General features: G+C 67.6%; 19 protein-coding genes. 7 read left to right on the plus strand and 12 right to left on the minus strand.

Features of this window, described 5'->3' with window-relative positions:
- Positions 1–47 precede the first annotated feature (47 nt).
- Positions 48–419, minus strand: coding sequence for a PRC-barrel domain-containing protein (locus ASE66_RS02395; RefSeq protein WP_200964535.1), 372 nt, complete (start codon positions 417–419; stop codon positions 48–50).
- Positions 420–790: 371 nt separating this feature from the next.
- Here ASE66_RS02395 and ASE66_RS02405 point away from each other — a divergent pair, with 371 nt between their 5' ends.
- Entirely contained in the window at positions 791–1057 is a 267-nt protein-coding gene (locus ASE66_RS02405) for a glycine zipper domain-containing protein (RefSeq protein ID WP_156411993.1), read from the plus strand.
- A gap of 95 nt (positions 1058–1152) precedes the next feature.
- Here the strand turns inward: ASE66_RS02405 and hutC are convergent, their stop codons facing one another.
- Both hutC and ASE66_RS02415 read right to left on the minus strand, forming a co-directional pair.
- The gene (hutC, locus tag ASE66_RS02410; protein WP_057187969.1) at positions 1153–1902 is read right to left on the minus strand and encodes a histidine utilization repressor; all 750 of its coding nucleotides are present in this window, start codon (positions 1900–1902) and stop codon (positions 1153–1155) included.
- Positions 1903–1913: 11 nt separating this feature from the next.
- Positions 1914–3281, minus strand: a complete 1368-nt coding sequence (locus ASE66_RS02415) for a formimidoylglutamate deiminase (protein WP_057187970.1) — start codon at positions 3279–3281, stop codon at positions 1914–1916.
- Between the two features lie 157 nt (positions 3282–3438).
- On the opposite strand from ASE66_RS02415, the gene hutI reads away from it, so the two are divergent.
- Genes hutI through ASE66_RS02440 form a run of 5 tightly spaced genes read left to right on the plus strand, consistent with a single transcriptional unit; the run spans position 3439 to position 9169 of the window.
- On the plus strand, positions 3439–4605 hold the full coding sequence (gene hutI / locus ASE66_RS02420; protein WP_057188649.1) for an imidazolonepropionase: 1167 nt from the start codon (positions 3439–3441) through the stop codon (positions 4603–4605).
- Entirely contained in the window at positions 4602–6128 is a 1527-nt protein-coding gene (hutH, locus tag ASE66_RS02425; protein ID WP_057187971.1) for a histidine ammonia-lyase, read from the plus strand. Before hutI ends, hutH begins: the two co-directional genes overlap by 4 nt.
- Positions 6125–6934, plus strand: coding sequence for an N-formylglutamate deformylase (gene hutG, locus ASE66_RS02430; RefSeq protein ID WP_057187972.1), 810 nt, complete (start codon positions 6125–6127; stop codon positions 6932–6934). Before hutH ends, hutG begins: the two co-directional genes overlap by 4 nt.
- Positions 6931–8598 carry a urocanate hydratase gene (hutU, locus tag ASE66_RS02435; protein ID WP_057187973.1) on the plus strand — a complete coding sequence of 556 codons (1668 nt, stop codon included), beginning with the start codon at positions 6931–6933 and terminating at the stop codon, positions 8596–8598. The genes hutG and hutU overlap by 4 nt, the downstream gene beginning before the upstream one ends.
- 10 nt (positions 8599–8608) lie before the next feature.
- Complete coding sequence (locus ASE66_RS02440) at positions 8609–9169, plus strand: HutD family protein (RefSeq protein WP_057188650.1); 561 nt, start codon at positions 8609–8611, stop codon at positions 9167–9169.
- Between the two features lie 159 nt (positions 9170–9328).
- Here the strand turns inward: ASE66_RS02440 and ASE66_RS02445 are convergent, their stop codons facing one another.
- Positions 9329–10405, minus strand: coding sequence for a citrate synthase/methylcitrate synthase (locus ASE66_RS02445; protein ID WP_057187974.1), 1077 nt, complete (start codon positions 10403–10405; stop codon positions 9329–9331).
- Between the two features lie 98 nt (positions 10406–10503).
- Between ASE66_RS02445 and ASE66_RS02450 the strand changes: the two genes are divergently transcribed.
- On the plus strand, positions 10504–11643 hold the full coding sequence (locus ASE66_RS02450) for a citrate synthase family protein (RefSeq protein ID WP_057187975.1): 1140 nt from the start codon (positions 10504–10506) through the stop codon (positions 11641–11643).
- A gap of 27 nt (positions 11644–11670) precedes the next feature.
- On the opposite strand, the gene ASE66_RS02455 is transcribed toward ASE66_RS02450, so the two are convergent.
- From ASE66_RS02455 to ASE66_RS02490, 8 genes are all read right to left on the minus strand, one after another.
- A complete protein-coding gene (locus ASE66_RS02455; protein WP_244494775.1) occupies positions 11671–13134 on the minus strand; it encodes an argininosuccinate lyase in 1464 nt (487 codons plus the stop codon).
- A gap of 111 nt (positions 13135–13245) precedes the next feature.
- Entirely contained in the window at positions 13246–14367 is a 1122-nt protein-coding gene (locus ASE66_RS02460; RefSeq protein ID WP_274532921.1) for an SAM-dependent methyltransferase, read from the minus strand.
- A gap of 279 nt (positions 14368–14646) precedes the next feature.
- Complete coding sequence (locus ASE66_RS02465; protein ID WP_057187978.1) at positions 14647–16053, minus strand: TRAP transporter large permease; 1407 nt, start codon at positions 16051–16053, stop codon at positions 14647–14649.
- A gap of 3 nt (positions 16054–16056) precedes the next feature.
- Entirely contained in the window at positions 16057–16635 is a 579-nt protein-coding gene (locus ASE66_RS02470) for a TRAP transporter small permease (RefSeq protein ID WP_057187979.1), read from the minus strand.
- Between the two features lie 127 nt (positions 16636–16762).
- Positions 16763–17734, minus strand: a complete 972-nt coding sequence (locus tag ASE66_RS02475) for a sialic acid TRAP transporter substrate-binding protein SiaP (RefSeq protein ID WP_057187980.1) — start codon at positions 17732–17734, stop codon at positions 16763–16765.
- A 42-nt stretch (positions 17735–17776) separates the two neighbouring features.
- The gene (locus ASE66_RS02480; protein WP_057187981.1) at positions 17777–18529 is read right to left on the minus strand and encodes a FadR/GntR family transcriptional regulator; all 753 of its coding nucleotides are present in this window, start codon (positions 18527–18529) and stop codon (positions 17777–17779) included.
- A 127-nt stretch (positions 18530–18656) separates the two neighbouring features.
- Positions 18657–19442: an ABC transporter ATP-binding protein gene (locus ASE66_RS02485; protein WP_057187982.1), complete on the minus strand. Its 786-nt coding sequence runs from the start codon at positions 19440–19442 to the stop codon at positions 18657–18659.
- The gene (locus ASE66_RS02490) at positions 19439–20212 is read right to left on the minus strand and encodes an ABC transporter permease (protein ID WP_057187983.1); all 774 of its coding nucleotides are present in this window, start codon (positions 20210–20212) and stop codon (positions 19439–19441) included. Before ASE66_RS02490 ends, ASE66_RS02485 begins: the two co-directional genes overlap by 4 nt.
- Between the last annotated feature and the right edge of the window lies 1 nt (position 20213).

Genomic DNA, 20213 nt, shown 5'->3' on the forward strand with positions numbered 1-20213 from the left:
CGCCGCGAGTTGCGCCTTTGTGTGGAACGCCGCCCTGAGGCGCGCTCTCACATCATCCAGTAGGGCATCGTGCCGTAGTAATCGTGCACCCGCTTGCCGTACTCCTTGTCGTGCCAGTCAGGCTCGCCATCGGAGCCGTACATCGGAGCGGCTTCGAGCTTCTCGCGGGTCAGCGGAACGACATAACCACCCTTCTCGACGTCGTAGTCGAGCATGCTCCACGGGATCGGGTGGTACTTCTCGCCGAGACCAAGGAACCCACCGAAGGACATGATCGCGTAGGCGACCTTGCCGGTCGCCTTGTCGAGCATGACGTCGTAGATCGAGCCGAGATGCTCAGCGGCGGTGTTGTAGACATCCGTTCCGGCGACGCGCGCGCCGGCGATCAACGGGTTGGCGGCGTGAGAGGCTGCGGTCATCGTAGCGCTCATCGGTCCCTCCATGCATATCTGACTGGTCGGCGCTGGGCCGGCACGTCTCATCAACCCGGCGAAGACGGTCTGGTTCCCTACGGACCGACAAAATCCCAGGCTCGGAACCACAGCTCGAACGGCCCGCCGAAGCCTGGCGGACACGCCCGCTGACCGGCCTCACCGTCATGATCGGGAACAAATGCCAGCCAGCACGGTTTGAGGGTGGATCGAGCGAACGGCATCAGCCGGCGCAAATAAAAGGCGGCGAGGGAGCGCCAAGCGGCGCTGTCGAGCATTGTGTACTCGCGGCATATCAAGACATCGCTCTTCAATGTCGCGTCGCGAAGCCGTCGGCTCTCAAGGGAAGGAAACATCCGATGATCAGGAAGCTTCTATTGGTAACCGCCGCGGTGGCCGCGCTCGGCGCCTGCACGCCGCGTGAGGAAAGAACGGCCACCGGTGCGCTGATCGGCGCAGGTGCGGGCGCGATCATCGGCGGCGCCGCGACAGGCCGGGCCGGCGGCGCGTTGGCGGGCGCTGCGATCGGCGGCGCCGGCGGCGCCATCATCGGCAATGCGACCTCGCCGGACCAGATCTGCTATGGCCGCGACGAATGGGGCCGCAGAGTCCGCTACGCCTGCTGAAGCTGCGTCATTGCGAAGAGCGCGTGCGACGAAGCAGCCCAGGACCCAGAGCGCCTTGGGCTGCTTCGCTCTGCTCGCAATGACAACGGTGGCGCTCAGACGGCGCCATACGGCCCGAAGCGGCCGACGAAGCGGTGACGGCCTCCGGGATAGAGCAGCCGCACGGCGGTGATCGGTTCGGCCTGATTCCAGGTCCGGCGCTCCACCAGCAGGCAGGGCGCAGCCGCATCGATCTTCAGGAGCTCCGCCTCGTGCGGCTCGGCCGCGATGGCGCTGATCGCATGCTCCGCCTGTGTCCACAGGCTGTTCTGGAGCAGCCAATCACCAGGCGGGGTCTCGGCGAAGCTTTCGTCCGCAGCCTGCGGGATGGTCGCAAGATGGATCACCCGATCCTCCAGCACATGCGGCGCGCCACCGGCGAAATGCAACAAGGTGAGGTGCGCGATAGTGGCCGAGCGCCCGAGCTCGAAGCGGTCGGAAAGCTCGCGCGGCGCCTTGCCGTCACGCCGCTGCAGGATGCGATAGCTGTAAGCTTGCCCGAGCTCGCGGACCTCCTGCGGGATCGAGAGGATGTCGAGCATGGCGTGGCTCGCCGGCGGGCTCGCGACGATCGTGCCCGAGCGGCGCCGGCGCAGGATCAGCCCTTCGCGGGCGAGCTGCGCCAGAGCCCGGTGCACGGTCATGCGCGAGGCGCCGAGCTTCTCCATCAGCGCATGCTCGGGCGGCACGGCCGTCCCCGGCGGCCAGGTGCCGGCCAGGATCAGATCGCGGACGGCGCGACGGATCTGGTCATAGAGCGGCCCCGCTCCGTCCAGCGTCACGGCGTCGATCTGGGTGGCTGACATGGCTCCCTGACTTAGGCGAGAAGGTTGCGGATCACCTGGCCATAGCGGGCAGCGATGCGGGCGCGGTCAATGTGCCGGCCGCCGCTGACCACAGGCTTTCCACCGGCGATCACCTCCGCGACCGGCAGGGCCGGAGCGGCGAAGATCGCGCTGTCGAGGGCGAAGTCACCGGCCTTGCCGACGATCGCGGGATGCTCGACATCGAGCGTGACGAGATCAGCGCGATGGCCGACAGCGATCGCGCCGATGCTGCGGCCGCAGGCCTGGGCGCCGCCGGCGCAGGCATCCGTCCAGAGCCTGAGCCCGGCCGAGACACCTGCTTCGGCCCAGAGCGCGCGGCGGCGGTCGCGCAGGCGCTGCGAGTATTCGAGCACGCGCAGTTCGCCGCCGGCGCCGATCTCGACATTGGAATCGCTGCCGACGCCGATGCGCCCGCCCTTCTCGCGGTAGCGCACGCCATCGAAGATGCCGTCGCCGAGATTGGCTTCGGTGATCGGGCAGAGGCCCGCGACCGCCCCGGAGAGCGCCATGGCGTCGCGCTCGGCGTCGCTGAGATGGGTGGCGTGGATCAGGCACCAGCGCTCGTTCACCGCGACGTTCTGCATGAGAAGCTCGACCGGGCGGCGACCGATGATGGCGAGGCTGTCCTCGACCTCGCGGGTCTGCTCGGCGACATGGATGTGCAGCGGCACGCCCGGCCGCAGCTCGGCGACCCAGGTGAGGTCTTCCAGCGCCACTGCCCGCAGCGAATGCGGCGCGAGGCCGACGCGGGCATCGGGGAGGCCGGAGACCGCCTTCTCGCTGCCCTCGATCAGGCGCGCATAGGCGTCGCGGTCGTTGAGGAAGCGGCGCTGGCCCGGCGCGACCGGCGCGCCGCCGAAATTGCCGTAGCGATAGAGCACCGGCAGCAGCGTCAGGCCGATGCCGGTCTCCGCAGCCGCCGCCGCGATCGCCCCGCCCATCGCGGCGATATCCGCATAGGCGGCGCCATCCTTGTCGTGATGGAGATAATGGAACTCGGCGAGCGCGGTGAAACCGCCCTCCAGCATCTCGACCATGGCCTGCGCCGCGATCGCCTGGACATCGTCGGGGCTGAGCCGGTCGAGGAAGCGGTACATCACCTCGCGCCAGGTCCAGAACGAATCCTCGGAGGCGCCGCGCCGTTCGGCCAGGCCCGCCATGCCGCGCTGGAAGGTGTGGCTGTGCAGGTTGGGCAGGCCGGGCAGCGCGAGACCTGCCAGCCTGATCGCGCCCGCAGGCGCCGCCTGCCCTGCCGTGACCGACGTGATGGTGCCGTTGTCGAGCGTCAGCGTGACATTCTCGGCAAAGCCCTCGGGCAGCAGCGCCTGGGCAAGATGCAGTGTCGTATGTCCGGTCACGCTGGCTCCCTTTTTATTTGCATATGCAAATCTCGCTTGCTATTTGCATATGCAAATGTCTAGCATAATCATAACGAAGACGAAGTCGAGAGGAGGGGACGTGGCGGCGACCCATTCACCCAACAACCGAGTGTGGACCAATGCCCGGCTCGCGACCATGGCGGTCGATACGGGCACACCCTATGGCGCGATCGAGGACGGCGTCGTCGTCGCCCGCAATGGCCGCATCGTCTTCGCCGGCCCGCGTGCCGAGGTCTCGAACTTCGGCCAGGCCGAGGTGATCGACTGCGAAGGCCGCTGGATCACCCCGGGGCTGATCGATTGCCACACCCATCTGGTCTATGGCGGCAACCGCGCCCACGAATTCGAGCTGCGCCTGAAGGGCGCGAGCTATGAGGAGATCGCCCGCGCCGGCGGCGGCATCGTCTCCAGCGTCAAGGCGACGCGCGCGGCGAGCGAGGACGAGCTCTTCGCCAGCGCCGACAAGCGCCTCGCCGCGTTAACCGCCGAGGGCGTCACCACGGTCGAGATCAAGTCGGGTTACGGGCTCGATACCGACAGCGAGGTCAAGGTGCTCGCGGTCGCTCGCCGGCTCGGACGCGAGCGCCCGGTCGGAGTGCAAACCACCTTCCTCGGCGCCCACGCCGTGCCGGCCGAATTCAAGGGTCGTTCCGGCGACTATATCGACCTCGTCTGCGGCCCGATGCTCGATGCGATCGTGGAACAGAAGCTCGCCGACGCGGTCGACGTGTTCTGCGAGGGCATCGCCTTTTCGCCGGAAGAGACGGCCCGCGTCTTCACCGCCGCCAAGGCGAAGGGCCTGGCCGTCAAGATCCACGCCGAGCAGCTCTCCAATCTCGGCGGCGCAGCGCTGGCGGCCGGCTTCGGCGCGCTCTCGGCCGACCATCTCGAACATCTCGATGAGGCCGGCGTGATCGCGATGGCCAAGGCCGGCACCGTCGCCGTCGTCCTGCCCGGCGCCTTCTATTTCCTGCGCGAGACGGTGAAGCCGCCGATCGAATTGCTCAGGAAGCACGGCGTGCCGATCGCGCTCGCCACCGACGCCAACCCCGGCACCTCGCCGCTGACCTCGCCGCTGCTGACCATGAACATGGGCTGCACCCTGTTCCGGCTGACGCCGGAGGAGGCGCTGGCCGGGATGACCCGAAACGCCGCCCGCGCCCTCGGACTTCAGGACGAGATCGGCACGCTGGAGGCCGGCAAGGCCTGCGATCTCGCGATCTGGGAGATCGGGCGCCCGGCCGAACTCGCCTACCGCATCGGCTTCAACCCGCTTCACACCCGCATCCGGAACGGACAATGACCACGCTATCGCTCACCCCCGGCGAGGCCCGCCTCGCCGATTGGCGCCATGTCATCGACGGCGCCACCGTCACTCTTTCCGACACCGGCGCGATCGCCGCCGCGCAGGCGATCGTCGACGAGATCGTCGCGGCCGGCACCGTGACCTATGGCGTCAACACCGGCTTCGGCAAGCTCGCCAGCGTGCGCATCGCCGACAACGACCTCGCCAAGCTTCAGCGCAACCTCATCCTCTCGCATGCGGTCGGCACCGGCCCCGCTCTGCCGGATGAAGTCGTCGCGCTGATCCTCGCCATGAAGGCGGCGAGCCTGGCGCGCGGCGCCTCCGGTATCCGGCCCGTGGTGGTCGAGGCGCTCGTCGGCGCGCTCAAGGCCGGCGCCCTGCCGGTCGTGCCGGCCAAGGGCTCGGTCGGCGCCTCCGGCGATCTTGCCCCGCTCGCGCATCTCACAGCCGCGCTGATGGGCGTCGGCGAGATCAGGCTGAAGGGCGAAGTGCTGCCGGCGGCCGAGGCGCTCAAGCGCATCGGCCAGGCGCCGCTGACGCTCGGCGCCAAGGAAGGCCTCGCGCTGATCAACGGCACGCAGGTCTCGGCCTCGCTGGCGCTGACGGGGCTCGCCAGCATCGCCCGCGTCTTCGATGCCGCGCTGATCGCCGGCGCGCTCTCGGTCGATGCGCTGAAGGGTTCGGACACGCCGTTCGACCCGCGTATCCAGCAGCTGCGCGGCCAGCCCGGGCAGATCAAGGTCGCAGCATTGCTGCTCGACCTCATCGCCAAGAGCGAGATCCGCGAGAGCCATCGCTTCGGCGATTCCAAGGTCCAGGACCCCTACTCGCTGCGCTGCCAGCCTCAGGTGATGGGCGCGGTGCGCGACCTGCTCGCCAATGTCGCGGCCACGCTCGCGATCGAGGCCAATGCGGTCACCGACAATCCGCTGGTGCTTGCACCGGGTGAGATCGTTTCGGGCGGCAATTTCCACGCCGAGCCGGTCGCCTTCGCCGCCGACATGCTGGCGATCGGCGTCTGCGAGATCGGCAATCTCTCCGAGCGCCGGATCGCGCTGCTGGTCGATCCCGTGATGAGCGGCCTGCCGCCCTTCCTCGCCCGCGATGCCGGTCTCAACTCCGGCTTCATGATCGCGCAGGTAACCGCCGCGGCGCTGGCCTCAGAGAACAAGCAGCGGGCTTATCCGGCGTCGGTCGACACCATCCCGACCTCGGCCAATCAGGAAGACCATGTCTCGATGGCGACGCATGGCGCCTTCCGCCTGATCGAGATGGCGAAGAACGCGGCGAGCATCGTCGCGGTCGAATTGATGGCTGCCGCCGAGGCGATCGAGCATCACCGGCCGATGAAGACCTCGCCGCGGCTGGAGCCGGTGCTGGCGCTGATCCGCGAGAGGATCGCGCCGCTGACCGAAGACCGCTATCTCGCGCCCGACCTTGCGGCAGCGACGGAGCTCGTGCTCTCGGGCGCCCTCGGCAAGGCGGCGGGGGTCGACAGCTTCGCGGAGCTCTCCGCATGAGCAGCCCCACCGTCAGCGTTAGCCGCGGCTCGTCGCCGCTCGTCCTGTCGATGCCGCATCCCGGCACCGGCCTGCCGGCCGAGGTCGCGGCGCAGCTCAATGCGCGCGGAAAGCTGGTCGAGGACACCGACTGGCATATGCGCCAGCTCTACGCCTTCGCCGAGCGCTTCCAGCCGACGATCGTAGAAGCGCAATTGTCGCGCTTCGTCATCGACCTCAATCGCGATCCCGCCGGCGTCTCGCTCTATCCCGGCCAGGCGACGACCGAGCTCGCGCCGACCACGACCTTCGACGGCGCGCCGATCTGGGAGACGGCGCCCGACGAGGCCGAGATCGCTCGCCGGCGTGAGGCTTACTTTCAGCCCTATCACGAGGCGCTTGCGGCCGAGATAGCGCACGCCAAGGCGCAGCACGGCTTCTGCCTGCTCTGGGACTGCCATTCGATCAAGTCGGTGATCCCCCGCCTCTTCCCGGATACCCTGCCGACGCTCAATCTCGGCACCAACTCCGGCGCCAGTGCAGCGCCTTCCGTCGAGGCCGCCGCAGCCGCTGCGATGGCCGGCGGCGCCTTCACGCAGGTGGTCAATGGCCGCTTCAAGGGCGGCTGGATCACCCGCCATTACGGCCGCCCGGCTGACCGCGTGCACGCGCTCCAGATGGAGATCGCGCTCTTGGCCTATCTCGACGACGAAGCCGCGCCCTGGGCTTTCGCCCCGGCCAAGGCCGCCAGCCTGCAAGCCACCCTCTCCACCATGATCGAGGCCGCGCTCGCCGCCGCCACCAAGCTCGAACGGAGCAAGCCATGACCCGCATCGACAACAGCCGCGTCATCCGCGCGCCCCACGGCAACGAGCGCAGCGCCAAGTCCTGGCTGACCGAAGCTGCGCTGCGCATGCTGATGAACAATCTCGACCCGGATGTCGCCGAGAAGCCGGGCGAGCTCGTGGTCTATGGCGGCATCGGCCGCGCCGCCCGGACCTGGGAGGATTTCGACCGGATCTGCGCCTCGCTCCGTTCGCTTGAGGCCGACGAGACCCTGCTGGTCCAGTCCGGCAAGCCGGTCGGCATCTTCAAGACCCATGCGGATGCGCCGCGCGTGCTGATCGCGAATTCCAATCTCGTCCCGGCCTATGCCAACTGGGAGCATTTCCATCATCTCGATAAGCTCGGACTGATGATGTACGGCCAGATGACAGCCGGCTCCTGGATCTATATCGGCACGCAGGGCATCGTTCAGGGCACCTACGAGACCTTCGTCGAGGTCGGCCGCCAGCATTTCGGCGGCTCGCTCAAGGGCAAATGGATCCTGACCGGCGGGCTCGGCGGCATGGGCGGCGCCCAGCCGCTGGCCGCGACGATGGCCGGCGCCTCGATGATCGCGGTCGAGTGCAAGCCGTCCTCGATCGATTTCCGCCTGCGCACCGGCTATCTCGACGAGAAGGCGGGCAGCGTTGACGAAGCGCTGAAGATCATCGAAGCCGCCCACGCCAAGGGCAAGGCCGTCTCGGTCGGCGTGCTCGGCAACGCCGCCGAGATCTTCCCCGACATGGTCCGCCGCGGCATCCGCCCGGACGTCGTCACCGACCAGACTTCGGCACACGACCCGCTGAACGGCTACCTGCCGGCCGGCTGGACGCTGGAAGAGTGGGAGGAGCGCCGCGAGCGCGACCCGGCCGGCACGATCCTGGCCGCCAAGACGTCGATGGCCGAGCATGTCAAGGCGATGCTCGACTTCCACAAGATGGGTGTGCCGACACTCGACTACGGCAACAACATCCGCCAGGTGGCCAAGGATATGGGCGTCGACAACGCCTTCGATTTCCCGGGCTTCGTGCCGGCCTATATCCGCCCGCTGTTCTGCCGCGGCATCGGCCCGTTCCGCTGGGCCGCGCTCTCGGGCGATCCGGAGGACATCTACCGCACCGACCAGCGCGTCAAGGAGCTGCTGCCGGACGACAAGCACCTGCACAACTGGCTCGACATGGCGCGCGAGCGCATCCAGTTCCAGGGCCTGCCGGCGCGCATTTGCTGGGTCGGCCTCGGCGACCGCCACCGGCTCGGCCTCGCCTTCAACGAGATGGTGGCCAAGGGCGAGCTCAAGGCCCCGGTCGTGATCGGGCGCGACCATCTCGATTCCGGCTCGGTCGCCTCCCCCAACCGCGAGACCGAGGCGATGAAGGACGGCTCGGACGCGGTCTCCGACTGGCCGCTGCTCAACGCCCTGCTCAACACGGCAGGTGGCGCGACCTGGGTCTCGCTGCATCATGGCGGCGGCGTCGGCATGGGCTATTCGCAGCATTCGGGCGTGGTGATCGTCGCCGACGGCACACCGGAAGCCGCCAAGCGCCTGGAGCGCGTGCTCTGGAACGATCCCGCCACCGGCGTGATGCGCCATGCCGATGCTGGCTACGACATCGCGCTCGACTGCGCCCGGGAGAAGGGCCTGAAGCTGCCCGGCATCCTGGGCTGAGATGGACGCCATGCGCATCATCCGCGCCGCCGACTGCCTGGTCATGCCGTGGAAGAACGGCGGCGGGACAACGACCGAGATCGCGGTGGCGCCGGACGGCGCCTCGCTTGATGATTTCGACTGGCGCATCAGCATGGCCCATGTCGGGCAGGATGGGCCGTTCTCGTCCTTCCCCGGCATCGACCGGACGCTGTCGGTGCTGACCGGGGCTGGCATCACGCTGGCCTTCGGCGGTGGCGAGCGCGTCAGGCTCGACCGCACCAGCGCGCCCTACCCCTTCGCCGCCGACCGGGCGGTCAACGGGCTGCTGGTCGACGGGGCAATCGACGATCTCAATGTAATGAGCCGGAGGGGCCGCTGGCAGCACAGGGTCGAGCGGGTGTCGGGCGCCGGCTCGCTCGCTGCGACCGAAGGCCTGCTGGTGCTGGTCGCCCGCAAGGGCGACTGGCTGGTGAACGGTGAGACGCTCGCCGCCGGCGACAGCGCGGTTCTCGATGCGCCGGGACGCGTCGGGCTGATCGTCAGTGGTGGTGAGGCTGAGCTCTACGCGGTTTGGCTGACAGCAATATAGGCAAGCGCGGGATCCCCTCTCCCGGATGGGAGAGGGGTAGGGGTGAGGGACCGCCGCTGATTATTGGAATGCGAGCGGGCCGCTACGCCTTCTACGGATAGGGCAGNTCCCTGCCCTTCTCCCACTCGGGAGAAGGGTTCCCCGCGCTCTGCCGAAACCTCACGCCGCCTGACGCGGCTGCGGGCCGACATAGACCGATTGCGGCCGAATCAAGCGTCCGGTCTCGATCTGCTCGCGGGCATGGGCGAGCCAGCCGGTGGTGCGGCCGAGCGCGAAGACGCAGGTAAAGGCTTCGGGCGGGAAGCCAAGCGCCTCCAGCAGCAGCGCCGTATAGAACTCGACATTAGTCTCGAGCGACCGGCCGGGCTTGCGCTCGCGCAGGATGGCCAGCGCCGCCTGCTCGACCGCCTCGGCATGGCGCAGGCGCCCGGCATCGGCGCCGAGCCTCGCGATCGCCTGCTTCAGCGCGTCGGCACGCGGATCGCGGACGCGATAGATGCGGTGGCCGAAGCCCATCAATCGTTCGCCGCGACCCAGCGCGTCTTCGAGCCAGGGCCGGGCATTGGACGGTTCGCCGATGGCGTCGAGCATCTCGATCACCGGCCCCGGCGCGCCGCCATGCAGCGGCCCCTTCAGCGCGCTGATCCCGGCCAGAACGGCCGAGACCAGCCCGGCCCGCGTCGAGGCGACGACGCGGGCGGCGAAGGTCGAGGCATTGAGGCCGTGATCGGCGACGGTGACGAGATAGGTGTCGAGCGCCGCGGCCTGGGCCGCGGTCGGGGTATCGCCACGCAGCATGCGCAGCGTGTCGGCTGCCTGGGACAGCTCCGGATCGGGAGCGATCGGGGCAAGGCCACGCTGCTTGCGGACTGCGGCAGCGGTGAAGACGGCCGGCGCGGCGAGCAGCTTCAGCGCCGTCTCGGGCCCCTCCCCGTCCGCCATCTGCGCGGCCCAGGCGCGAACCGCCTCGACCGGTCCAAGACCATCCGAAAGCGTGGTGCGCTCGACGATGCCGAAAAGACCGGCGCGAGCCTTGCCGAGCGCCGCCGGCAATTCGCGGCCCTGCGGCAAGCCGGGCAGCAAACCGTCGAGCATCAGCGCCGCCATCTCCTCGAAGCTGGTTCGGCCGGCGAGTTCGGCAAGGCTATGGCCGCGGATCACCAGGCGGCCGGCAGCGCCGTCGACCTCGGAGAGCACGGTATGGGCGGCGACGACGTCATCGAGACCATCGGACATGACAGGAACTCCTCAATAGGTTTCGGCTTGAAGATCGACCTCGGCATCGCTAGAATCAATCTTGAGCAATATAATCAACATACAGAAGTGAATGGGCGATGCAGGACTGGCTGACGGCGCAGGAGGCGATGACGCGGCTGGGCCTGAAGCCGCAGACGCTCTACGCCTATGTCAGCCGCGGGCTGATCGAGGCGCGTGGCGACGAAGGCGATTCCCGCCGCAGCCTCTACCGGACCGAGGACGTCGCCCGGCTGGAGCACCGCAAGGCGCGTGGCCGGCGCCCGGCCGCGATCGCCGAGGATGCGATCGCCTATGGCGAGCCGGTGCTCGCCTCCGGCATCACCACGATCGAGCGTGGCGGCCTCTGGTATCGCGGGCAGGATGCAACACGCCTTTCCGAGGCTGCCAGGCTGGAGGACATCGCGCGCCTGCTCTGGAATTGCGGCACCCAGCGCTTCCCGCCACTGGCGACGATCGTCCCGCCGGGCGAGCCGCTCGCCCGCATCTTCGCGGTGATCGCGGCGCGGGCCGCGACCGACCGGCCGATGGCGGGTCGCGCCAAGAAGGCGCTCTACCTCGAAGCCGCCGCCGTGCTCGACGCGCTGGTCGACGCCATCGCCGGCGGGCCGGGCGAAGGGCCGATCCATGCACGGCTGGCGCGGGCCTGGGGCTGCGAAGCCGAGGGCGCCGAGCCGATCCGGCGGGCGCTGGTGCTGCTCGCCGACCATGAGCTCAACGCCTCGACCGTCGCGGCGCGCGTCACCGCCTCGACGGGCGCCTCGCTCGCCGCCTGCGCTATGGCCGGGCTCGCGGCCCTCTCCGGTCCGCTACATGGCGGTGTCGCGCCGCGCGTGCTCGCCCTGATGCGAGAGATCGAGCGCGACGGGCTGGAGACGGCGCTGGCGGCGAGGCTGGAGACCGGCGCCAAGCTGCCCGGCTTCGGCCACCCGCTCTATCCCGATGGCGATCCCCGGGCGCGGGCGCTGTTTGCGGCCTTCGAGCTGCCGCCGGCCTATGCGCAGGCGCAGGCCGCGATCGGGGCGCTGACCGGCGAGGAGCCGAACATCGACTTCGCCCTCAGCGCGCTGGCGGCGCGGCTCGCGTTGCCGGAGACCGCGCCGTTCCAGATCTTCGCGGCCGCGCGCTGCACCGGCTGGCTCGCCCATGCGCTGGAGCAGAACGAGACCGGCCAACTGATCCGGCCACGCGCCCGCTATATCGGGCCGGCACCCGCCTGAGCAGAAAGCGCCAACAGCCCAACCGCGCTATTGCGCCTGCGCGCGCAGCGCCTCGAAATCCTTATCGAGCCTGCCAAGCGAGGTCGCGATCCGCTCGCGCCGCTCCTTGATCCAGGCGCCCTGCTCCGCGATCCGGCCCTTGGCCGCGGCCAGCATCCGCTCCATCTCGGCCGGCTGCGGGCCGCCGACGGTCGCGCGATTGCGCACGATCGCGACGGGGTCGAGCGTCGCACGGAACTCGGCCTCGCTGATCGGCAGCTCGGCCGGATAGTCCGTGCCCTTGACCGCTGCCGCATAGATCCGCCTCGCCTCGGCATAGGGGAAATCGAGCGGCCTGATGTCGTGATCCTTGGCGTGCGTGACGACCTCGGAGGCGAAATGGTGGCCGACGCGGAAGGGCAGCCTGTATTTGCGCATCAGGAGATCGGCCAGTTCCTGCGAGGCGGTCCAGTCGCTGTTCAGCTCCTCCAGCGCCCGCTCGGGGCTGATCACCAGCCCCTTGAGGATACGATCCCAGTTGGCGAGCACGGTGACCGCGCTCTTCACCATCGCGCTGTTGGGCCTGACGTCCTTGGGATCGCTCATCCCCGGCGTGATGTTATGGGCCTGGATCGCGGCTCCCATCGCGAGCGTGATCGCGGTCGAAGCCTGCTGGCGCGCGGTGTTGAGCAGGCCGGGATTGCGCTTCTGCGGCATCGCGCTGGAGACATAGGTGTTGCCATCGCCCTCCTGCAGCAGCATCCAGGGCCGCGCGAAGGCGTATTGCGTCATCACATCCTCGACGAAGGCGCCGGCATGGAGGGCGATGCTGGTGACGATCGCGCCCGCCTCGACCGGGTGCTCGGCCGAGGAGATCTGGCCGGCGTCATAGGCGTTGTCGACGATGGCCGCGAAGCCGAGATAATCGGCCATGCGCTTGCGGTTGAGCGGCCAGCTCGTGCCGTTGAGCACGGTCGTGCCCATCGCCGAGCGGTCGATCCGGACATAGGCCTCGCGGATGCGCTGGGCATCGCGCTCGAGGCCAGCGGCATGGCCGAGCAGGGTGTGGCCGAGGCTGTTCGGCTGGGCGGCGACGCCGTTGGTGTAGTTCGGCACGATGGTCGCGGTATGCTTCTCCGCCAGCCCGACCAGCGTCGCCGTAGTGCGATTGAGCTGGTCGGCGAGCGCCAACATGTCGTCGCGCAGGATCGCGGCGCGATAGGTCGCATGCATGTCCTGGCTCGATCGGCCGGCATGCAGCAGCGTCACTTCCTGCCCGGCGGCCGCGATCAGCAGCGGCTCGAAGCTGATCACGGTCGAAGGCCGCTTCGCGCCGGGCTTGGCCCCCTCCTGCAGCACCTTGCCGAGACCTCCCGCGATGCGCGGCGCCAGCGTCTTGTCCAGCAGGCCCTCTTCCATGTTGATCACGGCCGTGGCCTTGTTGATCTCGCCCAGCCAGAAGAACTCGTCGCGAGGCTGGCGTTCCTGGGCAAGGGCTGGAAGAGCTGACATCTGCGCTGCCAGTGCTAGCGCAATCATCGATGACCGCATGCTTGACCTCCGCTGCCCCCCGCCGGGGCTCGGAGCCTAGCGGGGGGATCGCGGCAGCTCAATCGCAAGCGGTCAGGCTGCCCGTTCGACCGGCTCGGCAGCCCTGCCCTTCTCGCTCATATAGTCGCGCGTCATCGGCAGCGTATCCAGCCGCTTGGCGAGCTGGAGCTGGAAGACGACGAGGCCGTCATAACGGAAGCTCGCTTCGGAGGCGGCGAGATAGAACTCCCACATCCTGGCGAAGCGCTCGTCATACATCGCGACCGCCTCCTGACGATGGGCGAGGAAACGCTCGCGCCAGGCCTTCAGCGTCTCGGCATAGTGCAGGCGCAGCACCTCGACATCGGTGATGATCAAACCTTCCTGCTCGACCGCCGCAGTGATCTCCGACAGGGCCGGGATATAGCCGCCGGGGAAGATGTACTTGGCGATGAACGGGTTGGTCGCGCCGGGCGGCGTGCTGCGGCCGATCGTATGGATCAGGGCGACGCCGTCATCCTCGAGCAGCTCCCTGATCTTGCGGAAGTAGTCGCGGTAGTAGCCGACGCCGACATGCTCGAACATGCCGACCGAGACGACGCGATCGAAGCGCTCGGGCACGGCGCGGTAGTCCTGCAGACGGAACTCGACCGGCAAGCCCGACTCCTCGGCCCGCTTGCTCGCAGCGGCGAACTGCTCCTCGGACAGCGTGATGCCGGTGACTCTCGCTCCGGTCTCGCGCGCGATCGAAAGCCCGAGCCCGCCCCAGCCGGAGCCGATGTCGAGCACGCGCTGGCCCGGCTTCAACGCCAGCTTCGCGGTGATGCGGCGCTTCTTGGCGGCCTGGGCTTCCTCCAGCGTCGCGCCCGGATGCTCGAAGAAAGCGCAGGAATACTGCCGGTCGGCATCGAGGAAGAGCCGGAAGAACTCGCTCTTCAGGTCATAATGGTGCTGGACGTTGCGCTTCGCCCAGGTCGGGGTGTTGTGCTGCTTCAGACGCCTGACCGCCGTGCGCAGCTTCGTCAGCGTGCCGGCGAAGGCCGAGGCCGGCTGACGCGACAGCCCGCAGACCAAGGTCTCCAGCAACTGGTAGATCGTGCCGCGCTCGACGATGACGCGGCCATCCATCACGGCCTCGCCGAGCGCGAGCTCCGGATCGAGCGCCAGTTTGAACTCGGTTTCGCGATCAGCGATACGCAGCTTGATCGCCGGCACAGCACCTTGACCGGCCGAATGGAGCGATCCATCGGCAAATACGACGTCAATCCTGGGTTCCCGGACCAACCGGGACAACATCTTCGCAATCAGCGCCCGCATGGCTCCACCTCGCGGCAGTGCCCCTTCGCCATCAAAGATGGCAATCACCTGCGGCAGCGTAACAGTGGGTTCTGCGCAAAGCTGATCCCCGCCTGCCGCATGCCGCAGCCATCAGTCTCCTGACAAAAAAGATGGGGAGGCAGCCTGTTTTTGCCAGCCCCGCCCTCGTTACGCGCCTTATCTGATCATACCCATGGTGCGCGGCAGCCAGAGCGTCAGCTCGGGGATGAAGGTGATCGCGAACAGCGCCGCGAAGAGCGGGATCAGCCACGGCAGGATCGCCATGGTGGTGCGCTCGACCGAGAGCTTGGCGACGCGCGAGAGCACGAACAGCACCATGCCAAGCGGCGGGTGCAGCAACCCGATCATCAGGTTGAGCGTCATGATCAGGCCGAAATGGATCGGATCGACGCCGAGCTTGAGCGCGATCGGCAAGAGGATCGGCACGACGATGGTGATCGCCGCGATGGTGTCGAGGAAGCAGCCGATGAAGAGCAGCAGCAGGTTGACCAGGATCAGGAACACCCATTTGTTCTGGGTGAAGCCGAGGATCAGGTCGGAGAGCAGCTGTGCCGTCTGCGACACCGTCAGAAGCCAGGCGAAGATCGAGGCGGCGGTGACGATGAAGAGCACCGAAGCGGTGGTCTCGATCGTGTCGAAGGTCGCCTTGGTCAGGCTGCGCATGGTCATCGAGCGATAGCGCACCAGGCCGAGGAAGAGCGACCAGATCACCGCCGCGGCGGCGGCCTCGGTCGGCGTGAACCAGCCCATGGTCATGCCGCCGATCAGGATGACCGGCGTCATCAGCGCCATCACCGCCGAGAAGTCGAAATAGTAGTCGACCGCCAGCAGCACGGCGAGCGCGATGCCGATGGCGAGATTGGGATCGAGCCCGGCGAAGACCAGCCCATAGGCGAGGACCGGGAAGCCGAGGACGACGAGGACCTCGATGCCGGCCGAGCCGAGCTCGCGCAGCGAGAACTTGGTGTCCGCGCCCCATTTGTAGATGCGGGCGAAGATTGCGACCGTGAGCATCATGAACAGGGTCATGATCACGCCTGGAATGACGCCACCGAGGAAGAGCGCGCCGATCGAGGTGTTCGCCATCATGCCGTAGATGACGAAGGGTAGGGATGGCGGGATGATCGGCCCGAGCGTGGCGGACGCCGCGGTGACGCCGACTGCGACCTCGGCCGAGTAGCCGTGGTCCTTCATCGCCTTGATCTCGATCGTGCCGATGCCGGCGGCGTCCGCGATCGCGGTGCCCGACATGCCGGAGAAGATCACCGAGCCGATGATGTTGACCTGGGCGAGGCCGCCGCGCATCCAGCCGACGAGCGCGACCGCGAAGGAGTAGATGCGGCCGGTGACGCCGGCGATGTTCATCAGGTTGCCGGCAAGGATGAAGAACGGCACCGCCAGCAGCGGGAAGCTCTCGACGCCGGCGATCATGCGCTGGGCCAGGATCACGTCCGGGACGGTGCCGGAGACGATGATGAAGGCGAGCGAGGCGACGGCCATCGAGATGGCCACCGGCACGCCGAGGATCATCAGGCCAAGGAAGCTTCCGAGCAGGATCAGCATGGGTCAGGCCTCCGAGCCGTCGAAGGCCGCGGGACGCTCCAGCACGGAGTAGCCGCGCCGCCAGTTCTGCCAGGCGACCTGGATCGCGCGCAGCGTCATCAGGGCGAAAGCGATCACGACCGCATAGAACACGATCGATTTCGGGAACTGGATAGTCGTCATCATCTCGTCCGGGATGAGCTCGGCATAGCGATGCGTCAGTACCGTCCCATAGGCGAAGAAGCCGATGCGCACGATGTCGACGGCGGTCGAGAGCGCCCGGCCTGCGCCGTGCGACAGGTAGCGATAGAGGAAGTCGACCTGGATGTGGCGCGAGGCCCGCACGCAGAGCGAAGATCCCAAGAAGACGACGACGATCAGCGCGTAGATCGCGATCTCCTCGGTCCAGGCGAAGCTGTCGTTGAGGACATAGCGGGTGAAGAACTGCGCCACGACGCAGGCGACCATCAGCCAGAAGGCGGCGAGCGTCACCCAATCCTCGAGGCCGTAGCCGGAGAGATCGGCCGGCGGCGGCGCCTCGTCGAAGACGTGGGCGATTTCCTCGCTGGTGACTTGGGTATGGACTTCCGGCGTGGTGGTCATGGCATGTCTTTTTTAACGAAGGCGGCGTGCCAGGCGTCATTCTCGGGCGTAGCGAAACGCAGACCCGAGAATCTCCTGAAAGAGATGCTCGGGTCGAGCCCGAGCATGACGAGCCCTGCGGATCAGCTCACTTGATCGCCTGGATGCGCTCCCAGTCGGCCTTGCGATAGCCGTACTGCTCGAAGCTGACATTCTTCTCCACGGCGGCGAGGAAGTCGGCCTTGTCGATCTCGGTGACCGAGAGGCCCTTGTCCTTGAAGACCTGGACGAGCTTCACCTCGTCGTCCTGGATCTTCTTGGTGGCGCGCGTCGCCGCCTCCTGGGCGACATCGGTGAAGAGCTTGCGATCCTCGGGCGACAGCTTGGCCCAGAGCTGCTTCGAGACCACCGTGTTGAGGTGGTCGACGATGTGGCCGGTGAGCACGATGTTCTTCTGGACCTCGTAGAATTTCTTGGCGTCGATGGTGTTGAGCGGGTTCTCCTGCGCCTCGACCGTGCCGTTCTGGAGCGCGAGATAGACCTCGGCGAAAGCGATCGGCGTGGTGTTGGCGCCGCAGGCGCGCGGCATGGCGAGATAGGCCGGCACGTCGGGCACGCGGATCTTCAGGCCCTTCATATCGGCGCAGGTCTTGATCGGCTTGTTCGAGGTGGTGTGACGCGTGCCGTAATAGGTCACCGCCAGGATCTGGTGGCCACTCTTCTCCTCATAGCCCTTGGCCATCTCCTTGAAGACGTCGCTCTTCACATAGGCGAGCAGATGGTCGGGGCCGCGGAAGATGAAGGGATAATAGGTCACGCCGATCGGCGGATAGGCGCGGGCGGCGAAGCTCGAGCCGGAGATGATCATGTCGACCGTCCCCAGCGTCAGGCCCTGGTTGATGTCGGTCTCCTTGCCGAGCTGCGAGGCCGGGTAGACCGTGATCTCGTATTTGCCGTTGGAGCGCTTCTTGATCTCCTCGGCGGCCCAGACCGACTCGGTGTGGAACGGCTCGGAGGTCTCGTAGACATGGGCCCATTTCAGCTTGGTCTGGGCCTGCGCGGGTGCGCCGGCGAAAAGAGCGCCGGCGGCGAGCGCGGCGAGGGCGTAATGCAACTTCATCTCATGTCCTCCCTGGACTTAACGATGCGATTGGGCCTTGCGTCATTTGATCGGGCGTGGCCGGCGTTGACGCTCGCCTGCCCGCTTGAGGTCGGTCTCGCCGAAGCTCTGCGAAAAGCGCTCCTGCGAAGCCTGGAGATGAGCGCACATCGCCGCGCGCGCCGCCTCGCAGTCGCCGCGCGCAAGCGCTGCATGGATGGCGCGGTGCTCGCGCGCCGCCGCCTGCCAGGACTCTTCGTTCTCGAAATACTGCGCGAGCTGGCGGAAATACGGGCTCATGCGCTGGTCGAAGAGCTCGCCGACGCAGCGCACCAGCACGGTGTTGCCAAGCGCCTGAGCGATCTCGACATGGAAGGCGCGGTCGAGCGCGATCAGCCGCTCGGCCGGCAGCCCGGGCTCCTCCATCTGGTCGAGAATGCCGGCGAGCCCTGCCAATTGCGCCGGCGTCGCCTGCGCTGCGGCCTCGGTCGCGACTGCGCCCTCAATCAGCCTGCGCGCGGCGAGCACTTCGAATGGCCCCTCGACGGGAAAGCCGGCCCCGGCGAGCTGCACAGCGGCCTGGGTGGGATCAAGGACATAGACGCCCGAGCCCATGCGGATGCGCACGCGCCCCTCGACTTCCAGTGCAATCAGGGCCTCGCGCACCGAAGGGCGGGAGACACCGAGCTTCTCCGCGAGCTCGCGCTCGGGCGGCAGGCGGCTGCCGACCGGGAACTCGTGCTGGTCGATGAGATGGCGCAATTGATCGGCGATCTGCCGATAAAGACGCGGCGACTCGACGACTGCGAGCGGCATCAGCTCCCTGGACCCTTCCCTGCGCCGCCCATTTTGAGCGGCATCGATTTGGCCATGTGGTCAGGCCAATTTCGAAAGGAAGGAACCACCATACCGGAGAGGAGTCAACCGGTATGGTGGATGGTGCTCAGTGCCCCTCAGCCGCCAGCACGGCCTCGACGCGGATCTCCTCGACCAGCCGCTCCTTCAGGGCGACGAACTCCGGTGAGGTCTTGATCGTGTAGGGCCTGGGATGGGGCAGCTCGACCGGGATGTCGGCCTTGATCCGGCCGGGCCGCGCGCTCATCACCACGACGCGCGAGCCGACGAAGATCGCCTCCTCGATATCGTGAGTGACGAAGAGGACGGTCTTCTGCTCGCGCTCCCAGATGCCGAGCAGCATCTCCTGCATCAGCGCGCGGGTCTGGTTGTCGAGCGCGCCGAAGGGCTCGTCGAGCAGCAGGATTTTTGGATCGTTGGCGAGCGCACGCGCGATCGCAGTGCGCTGCTGCATGCCGCCGGAGAGCTGCTTCGGGAAATGGTCGACGAAGCCTGAGAGCCCGACACGCTCGGCCCATTTGCGGGCAATGCCGAGCCGCTCGCGCTCCGGCACGCCTTTCTCGCGCAGGCCGAAGGCGATGTTCTGGGCGACATTCAGCCAGGGGAAGAGCGTGTAGCTCTGGAAGACGAAGCCGCGATCGGCGCCCGGCCCGGTGACGGGCGCACCGTCGAGCAGGATCCTGCCCTCGCTCGCCGTCTCCAGCCCGCCGATGATGCGCAGAAGCGTCGACTTCCCGCAGCCCGAGGGACCAAGGATCGTGATGAAGTCGTTGTCGGCGACGCTGAGCGAGGTCGGCATCAGCGCGCGCGTCGGCTGGCCCTTGCCTCTGGCCGGGAAGACCTTGCCGACCTGGTCGATGAGGAGCTTGCTCATGCCTGCGCCCACGGGAAGAGGCGCTGGTTGACCGCCTTGAAGAGGAAATCGGAGATCAGGCCGATCAGGCCGATGATGATGATGCCGAAAATGATCTGCCCGGTGTTGAGCAGCGCCTGGCTGTCGGTAATCATGTGGCCGATGCCGGAGGACGAGCCGATCAATTCCGCGACGATGACATAGGTCCAGGCCCAGCCGAGGACGAGGCGGAAGATCTCGGCGATCTCCGGCGCGGCATTGGGCAGCAGCACGCGGCGCACCACCGAGGAATCGCTCGCGCCCAGCGTATAGGCGGCGTCGACCAGATCGCGCCTGATGCCGCCGACGGCGACCGCGATCATCAGCACGAGCTGGAAGAACGAGCCGATGAAGATGACGAGCAGCTTCTGCGTCTCGCCGATGCCGGCCCAGAGGATCAGCAGCGGGATGAAGGCCGAGGCCGGCAGATAGCGCGCGAAGGAGACGAAGGGCTCGAGGAAAGCCTCGACCGGCTTGTAGGCGCCCATCAGGATGCCGAACGGCAGCGCCAGGACCACAGCCAGGACGAAGCCGCCCAGCACCCGCCAGATCGTCATGCCGATGTCGAACAGGAAGCCGTGATTGACGAGCAGATTCCAGCCCTCGGCGACCATGGTCAGGGGATCGGCGAGGAAGAGCTTCTGCACATAGCCGCCGAAGGTCGCGATCGACCAGACGACGACGAAGAGCGCGAAGAAGGCGATGCCGTAGCCGACGCGGGCGCCGGCGGAGACGGGCTGGAGTGGTTTCATC

The organism is Allobosea sp. Root483D1, assembly GCF_001429505.1.
Lineage (GTDB): Bacteria > Pseudomonadota > Alphaproteobacteria > Rhizobiales > Beijerinckiaceae > Allobosea.

Excerpts from the sequence above, each read along its gene's own strand:
- ASE66_RS02395 (WP_200964535.1), bottom strand. The coding sequence starts at position 419 with ATGACCGCAGCCTCTCACGCCGCCAACCCGTTGATCGCCGGCGCGCGC.
- ASE66_RS02405 (WP_156411993.1), top strand. The coding sequence starts at position 791 with ATGATCAGGAAGCTTCTATTGGTAACCGCCGCGGTGGCCGCGCTCGGC.
- hutC (WP_057187969.1), bottom strand. The coding sequence starts at position 1,902 with ATGTCAGCCACCCAGATCGACGCCGTGACGCTGGACGGAGCGGGGCCG.
- hutI (WP_057188649.1), top strand. The coding sequence starts at position 3,439 with ATGGCGGTCGATACGGGCACACCCTATGGCGCGATCGAGGACGGCGTC.
- hutH (WP_057187971.1), top strand. The coding sequence starts at position 4,602 with ATGACCACGCTATCGCTCACCCCCGGCGAGGCCCGCCTCGCCGATTGG.
- hutG (WP_057187972.1), top strand. The coding sequence starts at position 6,125 with ATGAGCAGCCCCACCGTCAGCGTTAGCCGCGGCTCGTCGCCGCTCGTC.
- hutU (WP_057187973.1), top strand. The coding sequence starts at position 6,931 with ATGACCCGCATCGACAACAGCCGCGTCATCCGCGCGCCCCACGGCAAC.
- ASE66_RS02440 (WP_057188650.1), top strand. The coding sequence starts at position 8,609 with ATGCGCATCATCCGCGCCGCCGACTGCCTGGTCATGCCGTGGAAGAAC.
- ASE66_RS02445 (WP_057187974.1), bottom strand. The coding sequence starts at position 10,405 with ATGTCCGATGGTCTCGATGACGTCGTCGCCGCCCATACCGTGCTCTCC.
- ASE66_RS02450 (WP_057187975.1), top strand. The coding sequence starts at position 10,504 with ATGCAGGACTGGCTGACGGCGCAGGAGGCGATGACGCGGCTGGGCCTG.
- ASE66_RS02455 (WP_244494775.1), bottom strand. The coding sequence starts at position 13,134 with ATGTCAGCTCTTCCAGCCCTTGCCCAGGAACGCCAGCCTCGCGACGAG.
- ASE66_RS02465 (WP_057187978.1), bottom strand. The coding sequence starts at position 16,053 with ATGCTGATCCTGCTCGGAAGCTTCCTTGGCCTGATGATCCTCGGCGTG.
- ASE66_RS02470 (WP_057187979.1), bottom strand. The coding sequence starts at position 16,635 with ATGACCACCACGCCGGAAGTCCATACCCAAGTCACCAGCGAGGAAATC.
- ASE66_RS02475 (WP_057187980.1), bottom strand. The coding sequence starts at position 17,734 with ATGAAGTTGCATTACGCCCTCGCCGCGCTCGCCGCCGGCGCTCTTTTC.
- ASE66_RS02480 (WP_057187981.1), bottom strand. The coding sequence starts at position 18,529 with ATGCCGCTCGCAGTCGTCGAGTCGCCGCGTCTTTATCGGCAGATCGCC.
- ASE66_RS02485 (WP_057187982.1), bottom strand. The coding sequence starts at position 19,442 with ATGAGCAAGCTCCTCATCGACCAGGTCGGCAAGGTCTTCCCGGCCAGA.
- ASE66_RS02490 (WP_057187983.1), bottom strand. The coding sequence starts at position 20,212 with ATGAAACCACTCCAGCCCGTCTCCGCCGGCGCCCGCGTCGGCTACGGC.